This window comes from Opitutia bacterium ISCC 52 (assembly GCA_014529675.2).
GTDB lineage: Bacteria > Verrucomicrobiota > Verrucomicrobiia > Opitutales > UBA2995 > UBA2995.
Window position 1 is genome coordinate 3,299,382 of record CP076040.1, and the last position, 21,723, is coordinate 3,321,104.

A 21,723-nucleotide genomic window follows, 5' to 3' on the forward strand; every position below is an offset into this window, starting at 1 on the left:
GTAATTATTTATGAGTGATATTTGTTTATTGGAAAGCTGTAGCGATCAGATCGAACAGCTTCAAAGCAATCGCGGGATTACCGAGGAACATCGTGACGACACCTCAACAAGCGAAGCGCAGAAAAACAACCCGCTCCTACAGCTCAAATTCACCAATGACCGACATCCAAATCCGCAAAGAACCCATCGAACTATTAAAGTTACTTAAATTTGCCGGGGTCGTAGGAACTGGTGGCGAGGCCAAGATCGTCATCTCCGAAGGCATGGTCAAAGTGAATGGAGAAGTAGAAACCCGGAAACGGAAACAAATCGCATCCGGAGATGAAGTAGAGTATCAAGGGGAGACTTTTAAAGTATCCCTTACCTGATCGTCTTGTTATCCAAAACCAGCACGGGTGGACCCTCTTTTACCCATTTCTCGTATTTCTCTTCATGATTCTCCCGCATGCCTACGGGAGAATAAGCAGCACCCAAGATGAGGTCTTTGTCCCCATCCGCATCGATGTCGCCGGAGTCCATTGATAACCAACGCCCATTATAGGTGGCTGGATGAGTCTTCGGCATAAAGTTCAGATCTGAGGATTGCTGCAACAGAACAAAGCTCTCGGGGTTTTCAGGATGAAAGTCAGGAAAGAAAGCTATGGCAGCGATATCCAGATCACCATCCAAGTCGAAATCTTGGATCTCTGCTTTATAAACGCCATACATGGGATAGAAGTAGGCCTCCTTGAATTGCAGGTCACCTTCATTCAAGTAGATCCGAATACCTTGGTCTCGCTTGAGTGAGTTATACGGATCCGAATCACCGTTATCACCATTGAGCGTCATAATATCCATGAGCCCATCTTCATTAAAATCGCGAAGTTCCAATCCCGTGTACCCATAGGATGGATGCGCTTCGACAATTATATTTCTAGTAAAGACCCCTTCTCCCTCGTTTATGAAGATACTTAAATTTTCACGAGCAGCACTCATCAACACCGCTATGTCAGGACGCCCGTCACCATTGAAGTCATGCACTTCACTTTTAACAATCCCTGGCTCGGAACTCAGTATTTGAGGTTCCGGTGAAATCACACCCGTCGTTGGATCCTTTTTGTACATCGACAAGTTCCCCGTATAGTCCCCGAAATTGCTTATGATAACTTCCTCAGCACCATCTCCATCCATATCGGCCATACAGAAATCAGCCGGACGATGAAGGTCCTCTAATTGGATCCGCATATTGTAGTAGGTTCCCGCACGAAACGAAGCCTGCTGAATTTCACCGAAAGATTTACCGATCTCAGAGGCAAACAGATCTCCAATATTTAAAAGAAACAGCTCGTCCCCTCGTGATTCAGCTTCAATGAGAAATACACTCGGGGCCATATGAGCATCAGAAAAATAAAGATCCTCATCTAAAACAGTCAGCTTCTCAGCTCCACTATCATGGATCAGCACCATGGAGTTTATTTCATCAATGTGAACCATGGAGGTAATTGCATTGTTCGCTCGATACTGAGACCGCTTAACCGAAAACCATTCACTGTCCTCTACCAAGGCTGGTTTCTCGATTTGAGGGAGCGCTTCCTCGGGTGCATTTGTAAAGTAATAGAATCTCAATTTATGCCAATCGTACGGTGAAATGATAGGCTCTTCGGGCAGAAGATTTGCAGCCCTGACAAATTCTTCCCGGGCCTCGATAATCTCCATGGCATTCTCAGAGCTATCTTTGAGATATCGATATTCGGTGACTCCTAGAAACATACCCATATAGGTCAGCAAAAATTCCCAACTCTTTTTGGGCAGCAATTCAGGTTCGGTAAAATCGTGACAGGTAGTACAATGCTTCTGAGCAAGTTGATGACCTTCCATTAACACCTGCTCGTCACTCGGTTGGCCGTAACTATTGATAGGCAACAACAGAAAACAACTCCCCCACAACAACAGGGAAGAAAAGGTCAGCATTTGTTTAACGGATTTACCACTATTCATAGAGATCCAATTGAATAAAGATGGGTATTTGGAAGGATTGTTCCTCGATTGCAACCCCTGAGCTTCCAGATGCCTTCCAAAAAGAGAAAACACCTGGAAAAATTCATTTGCCGCACTTTACTGCAAAAACAGAGACTAAGGCGTGAATCAGATACTCCCCACCCTAATTGTATTTTTCCTGTTTTCCTCACTATTACAAGCGGCCTCCCCCATCCAACAGGCAGATGGTCAGTGTCCCATGGCGTCCGGTCCTTACGGGACCTGGACTACGATTAGCGACCAAGCCGTCCCCACCGAATGGAGTGTCAGCACCGATGAACACATCCTTTGGAAAACCGAATTACCCGAAGGCGGTCAGAGCGGGATTGCGGTTTGGAATGATCGCTTGTTTCTGACGATCAATCGTCCCCTTCCTCAAGGCACCCCGCTCGAAAAAGCTGAAGGCAGCGATATCATTGGTTATTGCCTGAATTCTAATTCCGGAGAAGTACTCTGGACCCGAGAGATCCCCAGTCCAAAGACCATGCCCTACTCGGGATTATTCTCCGACAATACCAGCGCCACGCCCATCACGGATGGCAAACATGTCTGGTTCATCAACCATGGCGGACTCATGATCTGTTTCGATATGGAAGGGAACGAAGTATGGAAACGGTCCTTCGAATCGCGCAGCCGCCACAATGCTAAACAAGCTGAACCCATCTTGGTCGATAACCAACTGCTCTTTGTGATGATGCGGGCACCAGACGATCCACTTCGACGTCCTATGCTGGCCAAGCCCCGTCAACGCAACACCCCTCCCGAACACTGGCCCAAGATGCACATCCGCAGTTTCGATGCACTTTCCGGCAACCCGCTCTGGACCGAACCGAGCGGCACCTCCGTCCACAACACACCACGCATCGGCTACCTTGATGGTGAAGCCTACATATTTCACGCACGCGGCGGTGGCCATCAACCGCCAGAGATGCCTTATGGTTATACATTATCCAAAATCGGAGGCAAAGATCTCTGGAGCTACGAAGTGAAAGATGCCGCTGCATACACGGTATCTCACTTCGATGAAAAGTATGCTTACGGATGGGATTCAGGAAAACTCATCCGGTTGAATTCAAGGACAGGCAAAGTTCTCAAAAGCATTCCTGCTTTCGAGAAAGCTGACATCCGTCTCTGGAATACAGACAAGGAAAGCCATGAACTACACAAGAACGCCCCCTTCACTATCGTCGCTGAGAACTTCAGAACCTACCCCACCAATCAGACTCCCATCCTGGTGGACAAATACTACCTCTTCCTCTCGCACTCAGGACACTGTATTGGCCGTATCGATACCGAGACTGGAAAGACTGAATTTCTCCAAGTCCCTATCCAGGTGGTTAGAAAACCTGGCTCCCCAGATCAAATCCGTTGGGACTCCCACATCCCTAGCCAAGGCCGCAACTCCCGTGGCATGAAAACCGCTAACGACAAACGCTCTGAACGAGATGGCTGGGGTCATGTCACAGCTGGCAGCCCCATCGCGGTCAATCAATACGTCTTTTTCTCCACAATGATTGGGATGACCTATGTAATTGATTCACAGGCACCCGTTCTTGACGAAACAGCCCTGATATCCATCAACGACCTCGGCCCCGCTGGGGACACTTGGAGTCTGAGTACGGTTAGTTACGCCAACGGTCGAATCTACCACCGCGGACTGAAGCAAGTTGTGTGTATCGGTGAGCAATAACAGCAAGGACTAACAAATTCTGCATTTATCTTTGCTCTGAACGGCGGAGCAAGGATGCTCCTGCCCTACCGATTTCACCAAGAAAGGCAGGGCTACTGCGCGTGCCTTGCCACAGCCTTCTCGCGACGGCTGGTCCCCGCAGTGCCGTTATACTCCTTTATTTTTTTGAAGGCCTGAGTCTCAAATCCGACTTAAGTTTCGTATGGACACTACAGTTCCAATCGCCAGAAAACGGGTCCATCAGAGGAAACAACGGTAAAAGGCGACTGGGCACTCCCAATATCAGTCCAAATATTCAAATCCGTCGATGTCTGTAATTCACCGACATCCCATTGAAGTTGAAACTGCTGATTACCTGCATCCCAATCTACGCTCAGAAGCGGTGCATTAGGATCGGGTGCTTCGACCAAAATATTCGCTCCGGTGCTTGCTACGATATTCTCCAGAACCGTGGATTGACTTGATCCTTCTGAAAGATCAACAGGGTTATCAAATATGGAAACTTTCTCCAGGTTTGGCAATTGAGCTAGTGGAGTCAGATCCACGACACTATTGCCACTGAGGTCTAACTCTTCGAGCGCAGGCAGTGAGTTTAAGACATCCAGATCACTGATGTTATTGTTGGCGAATTTCAAAATCTCTAAAGATTCGATGCCATTTAAATAACCCAATACTCCTGTGGATTCTAGCAGAGAGAAACTCGCCATTTGGACCTGTCCTGAGTCGGCCGATTGGGATGGTCCATCACTGAGTAAATTTCCACTGAGATCCAAACTCACCAGCTTGGTCAGGCTTGATAGATAGCTAATATCTTCAATCTGGTTATCGCTCAGATCAAGAATGCGCAGTTCACGCATATCACCTACCTGCCAAAGGTCAGCTATGGCATTGTTCGAGAGATCGAGCTCACGCATATTGATCGACTCTTCAAAACCGTTTGTTTCAACTATTCCGAGTCCAGAGGCATCCATCTTTAAGATGCGTTGGAGATCGAGTCTCAAAATCGGGCCACTTGCTTTTCCCAAGGTAGTTCTGAACGCATTTTCTAATGCGGGCTCATATCATGCGGTTTAATTTCAATATTAAACCAATGGGAGGCATCGAGTTCGGGTTGAGACATGGAAAGATTAACTAATCAACATAGGATTGCCAAAGATCATGTAATCCAAAGGCATTCTCAATCAAGATCGGAATAAATTAAATATTTGAGTCACAAATCACTCAGAATAAACGCCACCGCCTCCGGAATCCACCCAGTGTCCCAGGCATGCTTGCGATGCGGCTCCATTACATAGCTGTGAGGAATTTCGTATTCTACCAACAGGCGATGTATTTCCACTCCGCCGATCGCACGTTTTCCTTCAGTGCTGTAATAAAACAAGCGTGATTCATCTCCGAGGTCCTTGCCTCTCGTTTTAACGAGGTTGGAAATCCTGTTGGCTTCAAAGTTCTCAACCGTTCCCCACTCTCGAGCTATGCGCTCGGCTCGTTCATCCTCTTCAATCGGTCCTGTATCCACACGGATGCCAATATCCCAACCTGCGGCCTTGTGAAAGAGCTCGGGATTACGAAGCAAAAGTGCAATGGCTCCCCAACCAGACTTGCTGAAGCCAATTAAGAGTCGTCCGTCAGAGCTTGCCTGCGTCGGGTAATTGGCATCCACAAAGGGAATCACCGTTTTTATGAGATGACTCTCCTCCCGTTTTTGCGGATTTAAATCGTGATCGGCAAACCAGGGCTGCGCAGTAAACGACGGAGAGACACAAATCACTTGGTGCTCATTGTGCACATTCAGCTTCTTCATCTCGATTAACCCATCTCCATGCCGAAACTCGCCATCTTCGTGGACCGGTAAAACGTATAGTACAGGGTAAGAGTTCCCCGGTTCGATTTGATCCGGCATCAATACGCGCAACGACGTATCCTTCGCTTGATAGGGAGAGTCAATTCGATGAAGAAGAAAACCGTTATCGTCAGTTTCGGCTGCGTTGAGCCAAAGGCATGAACAAAGGAGGATAACAAATGGTATAATTACTTTCATGGATCAAGATCCGCCCCCTAGTTTTGCGATCAAACCATACAGGGCTATGACGGTAATGGTAATTCCTGAGACCCAAAGAAAGATGTCGAACACCTTGGTCGGTCGCAGCTCAGGGGTGTATTTCTTGTAACGCAGATACAACGCGCCGAACGAGATCGCGATTAAACTGGCTGCCTGAAATGTACCAGCAATCACTACCATCCACAGGGGTTGCTTGAATACCAGAAAGAGCGTTAGATGGAAAAAGGGAAGGATGGTCACCAGGCGTTTAATCGACCGTTGTTTGTCTACTTCATTTCTGACCTCTAACCACCCAACTAGTTTAAAGCAGTCGGTAAACATTCGGGAATGAGTGGCGGTACTGACAAAGATGGTCGAATAGAGAGCCACAAAGGCACCGATTAGAAAGACGATGCGGGAACCTTCACCCAAGGTCTCCGTGTAAATGAGGGACAGGTTTTTAATCATGTCCATGCCCTCGGGAGCCAATCCACGCGCATGCAGGACGGCTGCTCCAAGCAGGTAAAACGCAACCGTCAATCCTGTGTAGATGACCAATGACAGCATGGCGTCCAATTTCATGACACGCATCCAACCCTTGGCTCGTTTTAACCAGGCCTCGGTGCGTTCAAAGGGACCGGTCGCTTTGGCATAACCTTTTTCCAGACAAAAAGTCGGATAGTAAATAAGCTCACCGGCGCCCACTCCCGTTATGCCAAACATGGCCAGAGCCACCGCCAATCCGCCAATAGGAAGATCAAACTGCAAACCGGAACTTACCTGATCCCACGTAAGTGCATAATCCGTTCCTTGGATTAAAAGCACACAAATCAGCGTCGTGATCGTGAATGCCAGAACCATCCCTGCTGAAACATTTTGCAGCAGCTTGTATTTCCCGAATCGATGTACGCAAATGGTAAAGACCATCATGAACACAGCCCATCCCCAGACGGGAATCGCCGGCACCAAAATATTCAGAACCATTGCCACACCTCCCAGCATAGCCCCCTGTTGCAACATAATCATGCAAAGGACCAGCATCCACCACCAGATAAACCAAGACGCCTTATGTCGCGGTCCCGGAAGATCGTTGAATGCCTCTAAGGTGGTTTTGCCGGAATAGATAGCGTATCGTCCCAGCATCAGCTGAACGGCAACCTTAATCACACAGCTCACCAGGATCAGCCAAAGAGCAACGAAGCCCGCCTTGGCTCCCAAGCCTGTCGTAGCAATAAGCTCTCCCGATCCAACTACTCCGGCGGTCATGATCAGCCCTGGCCCCCAATAGCGCAACATGCACCCTAGTTTGGTTGGAGGATCTTGTATACCGGTGCTTTCGTTGGGTGGCGTTGAGTCTGGAGGCATTCTAATGGGGCTGACGGTTGGAGAAACTTCGAGTTATTTCATGGCGATGAGATTGAAGACCGTCAAAGTAAATTCATTAACTCCACATATCGTATTGTAGTTAACGCCCTAAACCAGCTATGTAACACTAATCCATGAATGCCACTGCTTCTAAACCAAACGTCCTCCTCATTGTGGCAGACGATATGGGGTATGGAGATTTCGGAACCTTCAACCCGGCCGTTCAAACCCCGAACCTGAATTCTCTGATAACTCAAGGCACCTGCTTCCGACAGCACTACTCCGCATCACCTATCTGTTCACCTGCACGTGCCTCGCTTCTCACCGGGCGTGTGCCTCATCGCACCGGAGCGATTACCCAACACGAACTGCATGGACTTGACCGGATTGCACTAAGAGAAGTAACCATCGCGGACATGTTTCAGAATTCTGGATACACGACCGGCCTCGTGGGGAAGTGGCACAATGGAGCTCTCGATGCACGCTTTGAACCGAATGCCCGTGGATTCGAGGAGTTTGTCGGATTCTGTGGCGGTTGGTCGGACTACTACGATTACACCTTGCGGGTAAATGAATCCTACCAGAAGTCTGATGGATCGTACCTGACGGATGTTTTTACCAATGAGGCACTATCTTTTATTGAGCGACATGAGAATGAGTCTTTCTTTATTCAGCTCGCCTACACCGCACCGCACGCACCCTTCCAAGCTCCCCAAGAAGTCATCAATAAGTATAAGGCCAAGGGATACGATCGTATCACTGCTACTACCTACGCCATGATCGAAATCATGGACCAGGGAATCGGTCGCATTCTTCAACACCTGGAAGATACGCAGCTGGACGAGAATACCATTGTCCTATTCACCAGCGATAACGGGCCGGCGTTTTTCAATCCTTCCCGGCAACTCGAGCCAGGGGAAAAGAATTTCAACGAGCGGTTCAATTGCGGCATGCGTGGCAGCAAAGGCTGGATTTACGAAGGCGGCATCCGCGTTCCCATGATTGTGCGTTATCCGGAACGTATTGCAGCCGGACAGCTGAACAACGATCTCGTTCATTTCACGGACTGGCTGCCAACGCTCATTGGGCTTTGCGGTATCGATCGACTCGAGGGCCCGGCCTTTGACGGCCACGATCTGTCCCCCATGCTCCTCGGAGGTAGTATCGATCTCGAACCGCGAAGGTTTTGGCAATGGAATTTCTATGTCCCGAACATCGGTACCAACGCCGCGATGCGTGATGGCGACTGGAAGCTGGTTCGTCCGATGATTTCAGGTACACGCTACTTTAGTAAGGAGCTCTATGTGAGCGAAGAAGACGAACTTCGAACCAAGGCTTTCAGCAAAGCCGACTCACAGCACAAACAGGATCCTCAATCCATCTCTGAGCTACTCCCTATACCTCGTGTAAAACTACCAGATCCCGAACCGCCCGAGCTATACAATCTCGCGGACGATCCCGGCGAACAAACCGACCTGGCTCAGGACCAACCCGAAAAGACCCGTAAAATGTTGGCAGAGTTGGAAACCTGGTTTGAAGAAGTGGAGGCCGATCGGCTGACTATTCCCGGAGCACTGAAGGATTAGATATCCATTCCCTCCATATCAAAACCGAAAGATCGAGCTCAACTTCAGCGTCGCATCCATTTGCTTGCGTACAAAACCGGACCGTTCATCCAGATAACTTTGGTTCAGCACTAAAAACACACGCTTTCCCGGTTGGTATTCCCAGACTAAGCGACTATTGATGCCCATGGTGTCAGAAACATTGTCGTACTGCACCAAGTTCGACCAGCTGAAGTCGGGGGTAAAATTGATCAGCGCAGTCAAGGAAGTCAGCTTGATGTCAAAATCACCCGTCGGCAACCCGACACTCTGCTTCGAGTAACTGAGAACGGTTCCAAAATGTTTAGAAGGAAGAAAGGTCAACTCGGATGTATTCTCAATTCGGGTACCATCATAAAAATCGCCAAAGGAAAAATCGTGGTTGAATTGAAGCTTTCGTTTGTCAGCCGATTGAAAGGCAATGATGCCACGCGTCCATGAATAATCCCCCGCCAGAATCGGCACGTCATTTTCATCTTCTTTCACATTGTAGATGGTGAAATCGTTTTCGGGCACATCCTCAGAGCTTTCTACTTCAACAATGAATTCGTCTCCCGACTCAAATAACAGTTGAAGAGGTGTGAAGATGTGGCTTGAGGATGCCAGTTTGTTTGAAAGGTCGGTGATGTATTCTCCCTCATAAGAGAAATACATCTGGCGCAGCCAATCCTTCGATTCAACGTAGGGTTTGTAGACCATTCTTGTGTAATACCTGCGTACCCCCGTTCTAGGAGCAAACCCGAGCGCAGGATTAAAGTCCTCATCGACATGCATGAAAGCCATCTCAGCATCGAATTCCGCAGCCGGTAGAATCGCACTCCCTCCTACCACAGGTGCCAAACCACTATTAAAATCCGGATGATCAGAGTCCGTGGCCATGGCAAAGGTATTCACTTCCAAACGGTATTGGTTGAGAAACTTGTTTGTCAGGTACTGGAAATCACTCCCGATCAAGAGGTTATCGAACTCGGAATTGGGATCGCCATGCGTTGCCAGAATCCCGACAGCTGACTGATCAAAGACCTGGCGGGTGATCCGCCCTACGAATGCGTTTTGGCTATCCAGATCTCCGTTCTCCTCGACTACCGCATTGATGACGCCGATATTGTAGTCCCCAAATCGCCCGGACAGTTTGGCCGCGCCCACCAGAGGCACCACTTGCCCCGCATTACTCAAACCGATTCGTCGGCTAAAATAAGGAAGGATAACCGGCGATGCTAGGGATCCCGTCCTTCGCCTGAATCGACCGGCCAATCCACCGTAGTTGAATACCCCGGCATCCTCGAGAAAGAAGCGGCGTTTTTCAGGAAAAAATAGCGAGAAACGAGTTAGATTGACTTGCCGTGCATCTGTTTCCGCAGCCGCAAAATCGGTATTGTAGCTCAGGGTCGCACTCATCTTGGGTGTGATTCGATAGCGAAAGTCACCGCCCCATTCGAAATCGAAATCATCCGTTCCGAGGTCCTTGTCGTCGGATTGTTTACCCAGAATATAGGGATTAATCTCAAGTCCCAATCCCTGCTTGAGACCACTCAGCCCGTTTAGCTTTCCCGCCTCGGAGAAGTAGTAACTCCGTATACCGTCCCGTGGAGAAGACCAAATGCCCCGTTGATCCAGACGCTTGATTCGCCTGGAAACATTGATTCCCCACTGGGAGGCTTCCGGATCAAAGCTGAGGGTGGTCAGCGGAATGGATACTTCAGCCTGCCAGCCGTAGTCGGTAATTTGTGTTTTTGCATTCCAGACACCATCCCACTGAGAGTTAAAGGTAACGTTGTTGATCCCGAGTGCGTCATGCCTTGTGCCATTTGGATTCACAATAAACACATAACCATTCCGCTGATTGTTGAAGGTATCGAGAGATATACTAAACGAATCGTCTTCCCATAAGCGGTCATCACGTCGCATGTAGCGTGCTACAATCTTATCCGGCTCCGTATCCCAACACCAAACCGCAACATAGAGGTGGTTGTCATCGTAGGCTACCCGAAAGAACGTTTGCTGATCCATGTGCGTATAGGAGTGAGGTCGGTTCTGTAGTACAGGTCCAGCAAGGGGTGCCGTTTGCCAGACTTGCTCATCTAGATGGCCGTCAATCTTAAGTGGAGTATCCACACGCACCGCCGTCGTTTCCGGCCGGTAGTCACGGTCCAACCGATACTCAGGTATGTCCTGCCGCTCAGGAATCGGAGAATCTGCACCCCAAAGCCCGCCTGCAAAAACGAGCAGGCTAAAATAGATTCTCAATGGGGTATTTAACATAAATGGCGGCAGGTTACGCCTTTGGATAAAAGGTAGCGTTCATTACCAAACTGGTTACTATTGACGGGGGAGTCATTAATAAAATGAAGGCCTGACTATCTCTTACTGCTGGAACGGCAACAAATGGGATTGCCGTATATTTTTAAACGCCTTCACTATTAACTCCTAGCCACCCCATCATGAGATATCTCGCTGTACCCTTACTCCTGGTTTCGCTGATCATTTTCGCTTGTAAACCAACGGAGGTTACTCGACCACCCAATTTCGTCATCATCATGACGGACGACCAAGGTTATGCCGACCTCAGCAGTTATGGTGGCACCCATGTTTCGACACCCCGTATCGATCAAATGGCAACTGAGGGCATGAAGCTCACTAGCTTCTATGTGGCAGCTGCCGTCTGCACACCATCCCGGGCTGCTTTGATGACAGGAAGCTATCCTCGAAGAGTAGACATGGCCTATGGCTCCAATTTTGGTGTGTTACTCGCCGGAGATCCCAAAGGGCTGAACACCGACGAGATTACCTTGGCCGAGATTCTTAAAACCGTGGGTTACAAAACCGGCATTTTTGGAAAGTGGCACCTGGGCGACCAGCCAGAATTCCTTCCGACTCGGCAGGGCTTCGACGACTATTTCGGCATCCCCTATAGCCATGACATTCACCAACAACATCCACGTCAGGATCACTTCCAATTTCCCTCACTCCCGTTGTTAGACGGAGAGAAAGTCATCGAAATGGATCCTGATGCTGACTACCTGACTCAAAGAGTTACCGAGCGAGCGGTCGAATTTATCGAGAAGAACAAAGAGCATCCGTTCTTCCTTTATATCCCTCAACCCATTCCTCACAAACCGCTGCATGTTTCACCGCCCTATATGGAAAGTGTCTCAAACGAGATAAAGGAAACTCTCAAGAGCGAAAAGAACTCAATCGATTACCCAACCCGGGACAAACTCTTCCGCCAGGCGATTGATGAAATTGATTGGTCGGTGGGTCGGATTCTAGACACTTTAAAAAACAACGGGCTCGATAAAAATACCCTGGTCATGTTTTTCTCTGACAATGGGCCCGCGGTTGGCAAAGCGGATCCATTAAGAGGACGCAAAGGCAGTACCTTCGAAGGCGGTATGCGCGAGCCGACCGTGATCCGTTGGCCAGGAAAGATTCCAGTGGGGCAATCGAACGATGAGTTGATGACTGCCATGGATCTGCTGCCCACGTTTGCCAAGCTTGCAGGTGCCCAGGTCCCGACTGACCGAGTGATCGACGGCAAAGACATATGGGCCGTTCTTACTCAAGGTGCACCTACTCCACACGAGGCATTCTTCTACAATAGCAGAAACGAGTTGAGGGCTGTTCGGTCCGGTAAATGGAAATTACATATTGGGGAAGGAATTCCCGAGGCACTTTACGATCTGGAAGCAGACATCGGTGAATCGCAGAATGTATTAGCTGAGCACAAGGCGATTGCTGAAAAACTTTTCAGCTACACAGAACCATACGAGGCAGACTTGGCACAGAACAGTCGTCCTGCCGGCTGGATCGACGACGCGGTTCCCCTTTCAAAATAATTCTATATAGGTAGGGCTAGAGCTTCCAGCTATGCCGTATTCCTGAGGACGAAGATTCGGCATAGCGGGGACCAGCCGTCGCCATAAGGCTGTGGCAAGGCACGCGCTATTGCCCTACCAGTTTATCTCCGATACCGAAATTTTAAACTGAATCACAAACAGGATTGCCCAAACCTAAACGATCCTTTCATTATTTATTCCATGCCAAACCCCTGGACCGGAATAGGAAACCCTTATACACGAACCGAAGTACTTGAACGACTTCACGACACCCTGAGAAAGGGCGAGCCGATCATCGCGGCCGGTGCTGGCACCGGCATCAGTGCCAAGTTCATTGAGAAGGGAGGAGCCGACCTAATTATCATCTATAACTCGGGACGCTTTCGTATGTCAGGCCATGGCTCCCTGGCCGGCCTCCAGTCCTACGGCGATGCCAATGCGGTGGCCATGGAAATTGGTGAGTTCGAAGTGCTCCCGGTCGTAGAGGAAACACCCGTGATCTGTGGCGTGCATGCGACTGATCCTCGTCGTCGCATGTGGCATTGGTTACTGCAGGTTAAAGATATGGGATTCAGCGGTATCAACAATTTCCCTACACACATGATTATCGACGGGATGCACCGTCAGATGCTCGAAGAAACCGGCATGGGTGTGCAGAAGGAATACGACTGTGTAGCCCTGGCACGAAAGATGGATATGTTCTCCATCGTCTATGTAGCTCAACCAGAGGAAGCCAAGAAGATGGCCGAGGCCGGCGCCGATGTCATCATCGCCCACGTCGGTTGCACCGTAGGTGGTTCAATCGGCGTAACCGATGCCGCGATCGGTCTCGACGAAGCAGCCAAGCAAACCCAAGCCATCATCGATGCCGGCAAATCCGTTCGCGACGATATCATTTACCTCAGTCATGGAGGACCCATTCTTTCCCCTCCAGACGCCGCCTATATCAATGAACGAACCGACGCGGTTGGTTTCGTGGGCGCCTCCAGCCTGGAACGCATCGCGGTGGAGCGTTCCCTGGTCGATATTACCCAGGAATTTAAATCCATACCGGTGCATAGAAAAAAATAAGCGGCGGAGCAGGGATGCTCCCGCCCTACCAAAGTAAAACCAAAAGGTAGGGCAACTGCGTCCCCGCAGTGCCGCAGTCACAAAACCCGAATCAATCATAACCCCATGTCCACCATCGCCATCCTCGGAACCCTCGACTCTAAAGCAGACGAACACGGCTTTGTCGCCGAGCACATTCGTAAGCGTGGCCACCAAATACTCTATATAGACGTAGGCACTGGTAGTGAACCCAAGATCGATCCAGACTATAGCCGATACGAAGTGGCATCCGCGATAGGTCTAAACCTGGATGAGCTGATCAAGCAACAAGACCGGGGGGCCTGTGTCAGTGCCATGTCGAAAGCAGCCCCTGCGTTTGTTACCAAGCTTGTCGAGGAAGGAAACATCGACGGCATAATTACGCTAGGCGGTGGAGGCGGAACGGCCATTGGCACAGCAGCGATGCGAGCTCTGCCCATTGGGTTTCCCAAAGTAATGGTCTCTACCCTGGCCAGTGGTAATACCGCCCACTATGTCGGCACAAAAGATATCGTGATGATTCCAAGTGTAGTCGATGTGAATGGCCTTAACCGAATATCCCGCACGATCTTTACCCGAGCGGCCGGAGCCATCTGCGGCATGGTCGAAACACAATTGGACGGTGAAGGCGGTAAACCACTCATCGTCGCCAGTATGTTTGGTAACACTACTACCTGCGTAAACATCGCCAAAGAATTGCTCGAAGAAGCCGGTTACGAAGTCCTTGTTTTTCACGCAACTGGCACCGGAGGAAAGGCCATGGAGAGCCTTATTGAAAGCGGTATGATCGCCGGGGTGCTGGATATCACCACCACCGAATGGGCTGATGAAGTGGTGGGAGGCGTTCTGGCGGCTGGTCCCGAGCGCATGGATGCGATGAGCAAAGCGAATATTCCAGCTGTCGTAGTTCCAGGCTGTGTGGACATGGTCAACTTCGGAGAACGGGATGCTGTGCCTGAACAATTCGAAGGCCGCAATTTGTACATACACAATCCTCAGATCACCTTGATGCGGACCACTCCTGAAGAGTGCAGCCAGATTGGGAAGATCATCGCTGAAAAGGCCAACGCCAATTCTGCTCCTGTGGCGATTCTCAACCCCTTAAAAGCAGTGAGTGAAATTAATGGCGAAGGAGGCACCTTTTACGACCCGGAAGCAGATAAGTCTCTGTTCAATGCCATTCGTCAACATGCACAAGTCGAGGTCATCGATATCGACGATACGATCAACAGTGCGACCTTTTCTAAAACCTGCGCTGAGAAGCTTTTGGCCTTACTGGAAAAAGCCTAATCTGTGGATGTAGCAGGATCTGGCGCCCAATCCACTGACACTTTTCGACAGTAAAGAATCGAATTGCACACGCGCCAGGCGAAAATAGTATCGGTTATTGTCCAAAACGCAGTATACGGGACTCCTTAGGAATCGTATAATTACGTCCGCTAGCTCCCTATTACCTTTATGAAACACTCTTTGTTAATTCTTCTCTTCTTTTCGTCCCACTTCATCTTCGCAATAGCTGCAAACGCGGCGACTAAACCCAACATCATTCTCATCTTCACCGACGATCAGGGGTACAATGATCTGGGCTGCTTCGGCTCGCAAAAGATCAAGACGCCTCACTTGGATCGCATGGCAGAGGAAGGACTCATGCTCACCAGTTTTTACGCTCAGCCAGTCTGTGGAGTATCTCGCGGAGCGCTCATGACCGGATCCTACCCGATTCGCATTGCTGAACCGAATAATGTGAAGCTGCTCCACACGGTCCCCCATCCCAAGGAAGTTACCATGGCCGAGACGCTTAGAGAAGCGGGTTACGCGACTGCGCTAATCGGCAAATGGCATTTGGCCGGAAATCCGAAAGGCCCTGACAATTCTTTTCAGACAGAGCTGATGCCCAACGCCCAAGGTTTCGATTACTTTTACGGCACGCCTCGTTTTAATGGGTTTACCACTTACGTTGAAGACACGCCTATGCGCAGCAGAATAATGCGCAATGAGGAGGTGGTTGTGGAAGCCGTGGAAAGCTGGGACCATATCACCCAGGACTATACACGCGAATCACTGCAGTGGATTGAGCAACACAAGGATCAGCCCTTCTTTCTCTATCTGGCTCACAATCTGCCACATGTTCCAGTTGGGGCTTCCGAAGGATTTAAAGGCAAATCTGAATATGGACCTTACGGTGATACGATAGAAGAGATTGACTGGTCCAGTGGTCAAATACTGGCCAAGCTAAAAGAACTGGGAATCGACGAGAATACACTGGTGATATTCACTTCCGACAACGGCCCCTGGATTGAACCTACTCATGCTCCTCGTGGAGCAGCGGCAGATGGAAAACCCTTTATTCCCTTAGACCATTCAGGAAGTGCCCTGCCCTTGCGCGGATGGAAAATGAGTGCCTGGGACGGTAGCTCACGCGTGCCCTTCATTGCCCGCTGGCCCGGTAAAATAGCGTCAGGGGGAAAGTCCGACCAACTACTCTCAACCATGGATCTTTTCCCCACCTTCGCCACATTGGCGAAAGCCAAACTCCCCAAATGGGAGATCGATGGACGGGATGCCACTAACTTCCTCTTGGGACAAACGGATACCAGCCCCCGTGACGATTACTTTTATTATTCAGGCTGTTTGTTAACCGGAGTTCGTTCCGGAAAATGGAAACTGGTTTTACCACGTTCCGGAAATCCTGATGGCACCGGTTGGTGGGGTCGTTTGATTGAGGAAATTCCGGAAGTGCAATTATTCAACCTGGATCTCGATCCATCAGAAGCCTGGAACCTAGCAGCAGCACATCCCGATGTAGTTAAGTCTTTGATGAAGCGGATCGATTGGGCACGGGAAGAACTCGGAGATATTGATCAAAGCGGATCAGGTGCCCGTTTCTTTGATAAAGGAGAGCGAAAGCTACAAGTGCCTCTCGCATCCAATTAGACTGGTGAGGAAACTTCTTTTTTTATGCCTTAGCTCTATAATAGCTTTCAGCGGAACTGCATACTCCGAGGACAGACCCAACCTCCTTTTTATCCTCATCGACGATCTCGGTTGGATGGACATGGGATACAATGGAAGCACCTTTCACGAGACGCCTCACCTCGATCAGTTTTCAAAGGATGCCATGCGCTTTGACTCGGCCTATACAGCGAGCCCAATGTGCTCGCCTACACGCGTGAGCATCATTACAGGTAAGAACCCTGCCCGGACAGGCATCACCCAATATCTTCCTGGTTGGTATTCGAAAAAGTTCCGAACCATTACGCCCATCAGCACGCAGTATATGTCTAAAGAGGAATATACGGTGGGCATGGCTTTCAAATACAACGGTTACAATACCGCATTCATCGGGAAATGGCACATGGGTCCTTTAGATTTCGGTGGTCCAGAGGCGCATGGCTTCGATACGACTGCAGCCATCATTGAAGCGAATCGATGCGAGATGTTTTTTCCCTTCCGTGGTGTCCCCTATTTTCCAGATGCAAAGGAAGGCGATTATTTCACCGATAAACTGACTGACACGGCCATCGATTATCTCAACGAACAGAAGGATACCGATCAGCCTTTCTTTATGTATCTGGCGCATTTCGCGATGCATGCACCCATCGAGGCAAAACAGGAACTGTTTGAAAAATACGAAAAGAAACGAGCCCAGATTAAACAGGTTGAAGATCTCAAGGATCCTTACAGCCATAAGTTGCTCAAAGCACAACAGGATGATCCTCACTACGCAGGCGAATTGGAGAACCTGGACGAAAATATCGGTCGGGTGATCAATGCACTCAAAAAGAACGGCCAATACGAAAACACCATCATTGTTTTTACTGGGGACAACGGAGGTCGGGTCAGTATCTGGACACAGAAGTATCCGACATCCAATCAACCCCTTAGAGCCGGCAAGACCTTTGTCTTCGAAGGTGGGATCAAAGTACCACTAATCATTCATTGGCCCGGAGTGACCAAACCCGGCATGACATCGGATGTTCCCGTCAACAGTGCCGATTTCTATTCAACGTTTCTCAATATAGCCGGCATCGGCGAACGCAAACAAAAGAACATGGATGGAGTCAGCATAGCTCCCCTTCTCAAAGGCAAGAACCTTGACCGGGAGGAAATGGTTTGGCACTTTCCTCATTACCAGGGCGAAGGCGCTTACCCGTCTTCCGCGATCCGCCAAGGGCCCTACAAATTAATTCACAATTATCACTACGACAAAGACCTACTTTTCAATCTTGAGACCGATCCCTATGAGGAGCACAATCTACTCGATCAGAAACCAGACTTGGCTTCAGCTATGAAATTCCGATTGTTTGAGTCATTGCATGCCGTGAGCGCCAAGATGCCCATTAAGAATCCATCTAAAGACCTGACCGAAGAAATCGGCCACAAGAACGGGATCAACGTAAAGCGCCCAAAACCGTTATAATTACAACACTAAAGAGTACCCATTATTCAAATACATTCATTAACTCACATATTTCAAAACTGCAGGAGCGGGTTTACCCCGCGATCTCATAAAGGCCTCCAAGCAATCGAAAGATTACCGAGCGCAGCGACACATCTACAAGCGAAGCGCAGAATAACAACCCCCTCCTACAGTTAACATCATTACCCCGTGAAAAAACTCACTACACTTCTTCTACTTCTTACCTCCATATTCGGCTACTCGCAGAGCAAACCCAACGTGGTTGTCATATTCGCCGATGATCTCGGCTACGGGGATCTAAGTTGCTATGGTGCCACATTATTGAACACGCCTAATATCGATCGTCTGGCGGAGGAAGGACGCCGATTCACCGACGGTCATTCAGCATCGGCCGTTTGCACACCTTCACGCTATTGCCTGATCACTGGGCGTTACGCTTACCGCATCAACAACTTTGGGCCCGTATTCCTTAAAGTGGGTCTACTCATTGACGAAAATCGAACCACCATAGCTGACGTGATGAAGCGTGCGGGTTATGCAACATCCATTATCGGGAAATGGCATCTGGGATTTGGAAAGGAAACGCCCGACTGGAATGGAGACCTTAAGCCAGGGCCGCTTGAACTTGGTTTCGACTACTACTTCGGTGTTCCAGTAGTAAATAGTCACCCACCCTTTGTGTATGTAGAAAACCACCGCGTGGTTGGGCTGGTTCCTGAAGATCCATTCATTTACGGCAAAATGGCTAAGACCGAAATATTTCCTGAGAAAAGAAAACTCGATGACATTGGTGGTGCCGATGCAGCTCATGCTCTCTACAAAGATCGTGAAGTGGGAACGAAGCTAACTGAGAAATCAGTCGAATGGATTAAAGAGCAGAAGGACGAACCCTTTTTCATGGTCCTATCAACAACGAACATTCACCACCCGTTTACACCAGCGCCTCGGTTTGTTGGCACCAGTGAAGCTGGACGCTATGGTGACTATGTCCATGAGCTTGACTGGATGGTGGGTGAAGTGATGAACACACTGAAGGAAGAAGGCTTGGATGATAACACGCTGGTTGTATTTACAAGTGACAACGGTGGCATGGCCAATGTGGGTGGACAGGATGCCTGGATGGCTGGACATCGATTGAATGGAAAGCTACTCGGCTTCAAATTCGGCGCTTGGGAAGGAGGACACCGCGTTCCTTTCATAGCCCGTTGGCCAGGCAAGATTCTGGCGGGCTCCGTCTCAGATCAGTTAGTCAGCAACATCGACTTGCTCGCCACGGTGGCAGCACTTACCGATCAACCATTGGGCGAGGATGAAGGTCCCGACAGTTTCAACGTCCTGGACGCACTTACCGGTTCACCCAAAAGCCAGATTCGGGATCACCTGGTTCTCAGCCCGTCAAGGAAAGCCAACATGTCCATCCGCAAAGGTAAATGGATGTACATCGACGCTCAAGGCAGCGGAGGATTCGGCGGAAAACTGGAAACCAAATACGAACGCGGCGGCCCAGGCACACTCCTCATGACCGGAGACAAAAACAGCGACATCGAAAATGGCCGCTACAAAGCAGACGCCCCACCAGCCCAACTCTATGACCTCGAAGCAGACCCTTCCCAAACAACCAACCTGTATCGCAAACATCCTGAAAAAGTGAAGGAACTCCAAGCGCTACTGAAACACAGCCAAGAAGTGGCAAGAACAGCACCGTGATCAGGCAATTAATTTTTGAAACCGCAAAAGGCACAAAAAGCACATAAGCGACAACGGATCGAACAGTTAGGGTTTTATCAAACCAGTGAAGACAATATCGATTAATCAAATGATTGTTCTCCATTTTGTGTCTTTTGTGATTTTTGTGGTTAAATCCAACTACAGAATTTTAAGATACCATCTTACGCTTACCCCATGAAACATATCACAACTCTACTATTCTTCATTTCAACCATCCTCGGCTTCGCGCAGGACAAACCCAACGCCATCGTCATCTTTGCCGATGATCTTGGCTACGGTGACACGAGCGTCTACGGAGCCACCAAGATCCAGACACCCAACATCGATAAGTTGGCGGCTCAAGGTCGACGCTTTACCGATGCCCACACCGCCTCGGCGGTTTGCACGCCCTCGCGGTATTGTTTACTGACCGGGGAGTATGCTTTCAGGGGCGAACATTGGTCACCGGTTTTCCTCAAGGTCGGACTTATAGTAGATCCTGATCAGAAAACGGTGGCAGATGTCATGAAAGATGCCGGTTATGCAACTGCTTGTATTGGGAAATGGCATTTAGGCTTTGGCGAGGAGACACCCAACTGGAATGGCGATCTAAAACCAGGCCCACTGGAATTGGGATTTGATTACTACTTTGGTATGCCAGTGGTGAATAGCCACCCACCTTTCGTTTACGTCGAGAATCACCGGGTCGTGGATCACGATCCCAGCGATCCCTTTGTTTACGATACAGTGGCCAAGACTCACCCTTATCTGGAAAAGATGGGGATCGATCAAATCGGAGGAGCTGATGCTGCCCATGCAGCGTATGTCGACTCCATGGTAGGTACCACTCTGGCTGGAAAAGCTGTTAGCTGGATCAAAGACCACAAAGACGAACCGTTCTTCCTTTATTTCCCAACCACTAATATCCACCACCCCTTTACACCGCATCCACAATTTCGTGGCACGAGTGAGGCCGGTCGCTACGGAGACTTCGTGCATGAGCTGGACTGGATGGTGGGCGAAGTCATGCGCACCTTGGAGGAGGAAGGTTTAGCCGATAATACCCTGGTTATTTTTACCAGTGACAATGGGGGCATGATCAATCTGGGCGGCCAAGATGCTTGGAGACTGGGTCACAAACAAAATGGCGATCTTCTCGGATTTAAATTTGATGCCTGGGAAGGCGGTCACCGAGTTCCATTCATCGCTCGTTGGCCAGGTAAAATTCCTGCAGGTAGTGTTTCAGATCAACTTGTATCAAATGTCGATCTGATCGCTACGCTGGCCAATCTGACAGGACAGGAATTAAAAGACAACCAAGGTCCAGATAGCTTCAACATACTTCCAGCTCTCACAGGAGATATCTCACAACCCGTTCGTGATCATCTGGTCCTTGCACCATTCCGAAAAAGCCATCTCTCCCTTCGCGCGGGGGATTGGATGTATATAAGCGGCGAAGCAGGTGGAGGATTTAGCAGCCCTCACTTAAACACACATGGTTTCGGGGGATACCCTGCTCTCCATTTCGCAGGAGAAGTGAATAGCAATATGGAAAACGGAAAACTGAAACCGGATGCACCTAAGGAACAGCTCTACAACCTAAGATCCGATCCATACCAGGCAACTAACGTAATTCGTGACAACCCAGTCGTCGCTCAGACGATGCGTGAACATTTAGCAGCGATTGAAGCTGCCAAAGGAACGCGCTGACGTTCAACCGAAGTTCAGAGTCTCGAATCCAGGGACGAAAGCTGGAAGTCCGCCAACAGACCGAAGTGCCTGGAGAAATTCCTCAGGGGTCTTGTTCGAGTGACACGTATACGAACTACTTTAAGTTGTTCATTATCTATACTGAATCATATTTGAATAAACTATTATGATTCAAAAATAAATTAAACTGTCCATGGATTGTATTATTAGATTCAATTGTGATTCTAAAATAGACGTCCAAAATC

15 protein-coding genes are annotated in these 21,723 nt (G+C 49.3%); 10 read left to right on the forward strand and 5 right to left on the reverse strand.

What is annotated here, in order from left to right; translation table 11 throughout:
* Positions 1–155: 155 nt before the first annotated feature.
* A complete protein-coding gene (locus tag GA003_14080) occupies positions 156–368 on the forward strand; it encodes an RNA-binding S4 domain-containing protein (protein QXD27145.1) in 213 nt (70 codons plus the stop codon).
* Here GA003_14080 and GA003_14085 read toward each other — a convergent pair.
* Positions 361–1,950, reverse strand: coding sequence for a VCBS repeat-containing protein (locus GA003_14085; GenBank protein QXD27146.1), 1,590 nt, complete (start codon positions 1,948–1,950; stop codon positions 361–363). The genes GA003_14080 and GA003_14085 overlap by 8 nt on opposite strands.
* A 169-nt stretch (positions 1,951–2,119) precedes the next feature.
* Here GA003_14085 and GA003_14090 point away from each other — a divergent pair, with 169 nt between their 5' ends.
* Positions 2,120–3,706, forward strand: a complete 1,587-nt coding sequence (locus GA003_14090; protein ID QXD27147.1) for a PQQ-binding-like beta-propeller repeat protein — start codon at positions 2,120–2,122, stop codon at positions 3,704–3,706.
* A gap of 209 nt (positions 3,707–3,915) precedes the next feature.
* On the opposite strand, the gene GA003_14095 is transcribed toward GA003_14090, so the two are convergent.
* From GA003_14095 to GA003_14105, 3 genes are all read right to left on the reverse strand, one after another.
* On the reverse strand, positions 3,916–4,707 hold the full coding sequence (locus GA003_14095) for a leucine-rich repeat domain-containing protein (GenBank protein ID QXD27148.1): 792 nt from the start codon (positions 4,705–4,707) through the stop codon (positions 3,916–3,918).
* A gap of 209 nt (positions 4,708–4,916) precedes the next feature.
* On the reverse strand, positions 4,917–5,747 hold the full coding sequence (locus GA003_14100) for an esterase family protein (protein ID QXD27149.1): 831 nt from the start codon (positions 5,745–5,747) through the stop codon (positions 4,917–4,919).
* Between the two features lie 3 nt (positions 5,748–5,750).
* A complete protein-coding gene (locus GA003_14105; protein ID QXD27150.1) occupies positions 5,751–7,112 on the reverse strand; it encodes an Nramp family divalent metal transporter in 1,362 nt (453 codons plus the stop codon).
* 134 nt (positions 7,113–7,246) lie between these two features.
* On the opposite strand from GA003_14105, the gene GA003_14110 reads away from it, so the two are divergent.
* Positions 7,247–8,698, forward strand: a complete 1,452-nt coding sequence (locus GA003_14110) for a sulfatase-like hydrolase/transferase (GenBank protein ID QXD27151.1) — start codon at positions 7,247–7,249, stop codon at positions 8,696–8,698.
* An 18-nt stretch (positions 8,699–8,716) separates the two neighbouring features.
* Here the strand turns inward: GA003_14110 and GA003_14115 are convergent, their stop codons facing one another.
* Entirely contained in the window at positions 8,717–10,978 is a 2,262-nt protein-coding gene (locus GA003_14115) for a carbohydrate binding family 9 domain-containing protein (protein ID QXD27152.1), read from the reverse strand.
* 179 nt (positions 10,979–11,157) lie between these two features.
* Between GA003_14115 and GA003_14120 the strand changes: the two genes are divergently transcribed.
* From GA003_14120 to GA003_14150, 7 genes are all read left to right on the forward strand, one after another.
* Positions 11,158–12,552 carry a sulfatase gene (locus GA003_14120; GenBank protein ID QXD27153.1) on the forward strand — a complete coding sequence of 465 codons (1,395 nt, stop codon included), beginning with the start codon at positions 11,158–11,160 and terminating at the stop codon, positions 12,550–12,552.
* Positions 12,553–12,753: 201 nt separating this feature from the next.
* Positions 12,754–13,623 (forward strand): phosphoenolpyruvate hydrolase family protein, encoded by an 870-nt coding sequence (locus tag GA003_14125; protein ID QXD27154.1) that lies wholly within the window; start codon positions 12,754–12,756, stop codon positions 13,621–13,623.
* A 105-nt stretch (positions 13,624–13,728) separates the two neighbouring features.
* Positions 13,729–14,931, forward strand: coding sequence for a Tm-1-like ATP-binding domain-containing protein (locus GA003_14130; GenBank protein ID QXD27155.1), 1,203 nt, complete (start codon positions 13,729–13,731; stop codon positions 14,929–14,931).
* 168 nt (positions 14,932–15,099) lie between these two features.
* Positions 15,100–16,575 carry a sulfatase gene (locus GA003_14135; protein ID QXD27156.1) on the forward strand — a complete coding sequence of 492 codons (1,476 nt, stop codon included), beginning with the start codon at positions 15,100–15,102 and terminating at the stop codon, positions 16,573–16,575.
* A 4-nt stretch (positions 16,576–16,579) separates the two neighbouring features.
* Positions 16,580–18,061, forward strand: a complete 1,482-nt coding sequence (locus GA003_14140; protein ID QXD27157.1) for a sulfatase — start codon at positions 16,580–16,582, stop codon at positions 18,059–18,061.
* Between the two features lie 189 nt (positions 18,062–18,250).
* On the forward strand, positions 18,251–19,768 hold the full coding sequence (locus GA003_14145) for an arylsulfatase (protein ID QXD27158.1): 1,518 nt from the start codon (positions 18,251–18,253) through the stop codon (positions 19,766–19,768).
* 195 nt (positions 19,769–19,963) lie between these two features.
* Complete coding sequence (locus GA003_14150; GenBank protein QXD27159.1) at positions 19,964–21,478, forward strand: arylsulfatase; 1,515 nt, start codon at positions 19,964–19,966, stop codon at positions 21,476–21,478.
* Positions 21,479–21,723: the final 245 nt, after the last annotated feature.

Coding starts and splice junctions, on each gene's coding strand:
- GA003_14080 (QXD27145.1), top strand. CDS start 156: ATGACCGACATCCAAATCCGCAAAGAACCCATCGAACTATTAAAGTTA.
- GA003_14085 (QXD27146.1), bottom strand. CDS start 1,950: ATGCTGACCTTTTCTTCCCTGTTGTTGTGGGGGAGTTGTTTTCTGTTG.
- GA003_14100 (QXD27149.1), bottom strand. CDS start 5,747: ATGAAAGTAATTATACCATTTGTTATCCTCCTTTGTTCATGCCTTTGG.
- GA003_14105 (QXD27150.1), bottom strand. CDS start 7,112: ATGCCTCCAGACTCAACGCCACCCAACGAAAGCACCGGTATACAAGAT.
- GA003_14110 (QXD27151.1), top strand. CDS start 7,247: ATGAATGCCACTGCTTCTAAACCAAACGTCCTCCTCATTGTGGCAGAC.
- GA003_14115 (QXD27152.1), bottom strand. CDS start 10,978: ATGTTAAATACCCCATTGAGAATCTATTTTAGCCTGCTCGTTTTTGCA.
- GA003_14120 (QXD27153.1), top strand. CDS start 11,158: ATGAGATATCTCGCTGTACCCTTACTCCTGGTTTCGCTGATCATTTTC.
- GA003_14125 (QXD27154.1), top strand. CDS start 12,754: ATGCCAAACCCCTGGACCGGAATAGGAAACCCTTATACACGAACCGAA.
- GA003_14130 (QXD27155.1), top strand. CDS start 13,729: ATGTCCACCATCGCCATCCTCGGAACCCTCGACTCTAAAGCAGACGAA.
- GA003_14135 (QXD27156.1), top strand. CDS start 15,100: ATGAAACACTCTTTGTTAATTCTTCTCTTCTTTTCGTCCCACTTCATC.
- GA003_14150 (QXD27159.1), top strand. CDS start 19,964: ATGAAACATATCACAACTCTACTATTCTTCATTTCAACCATCCTCGGC.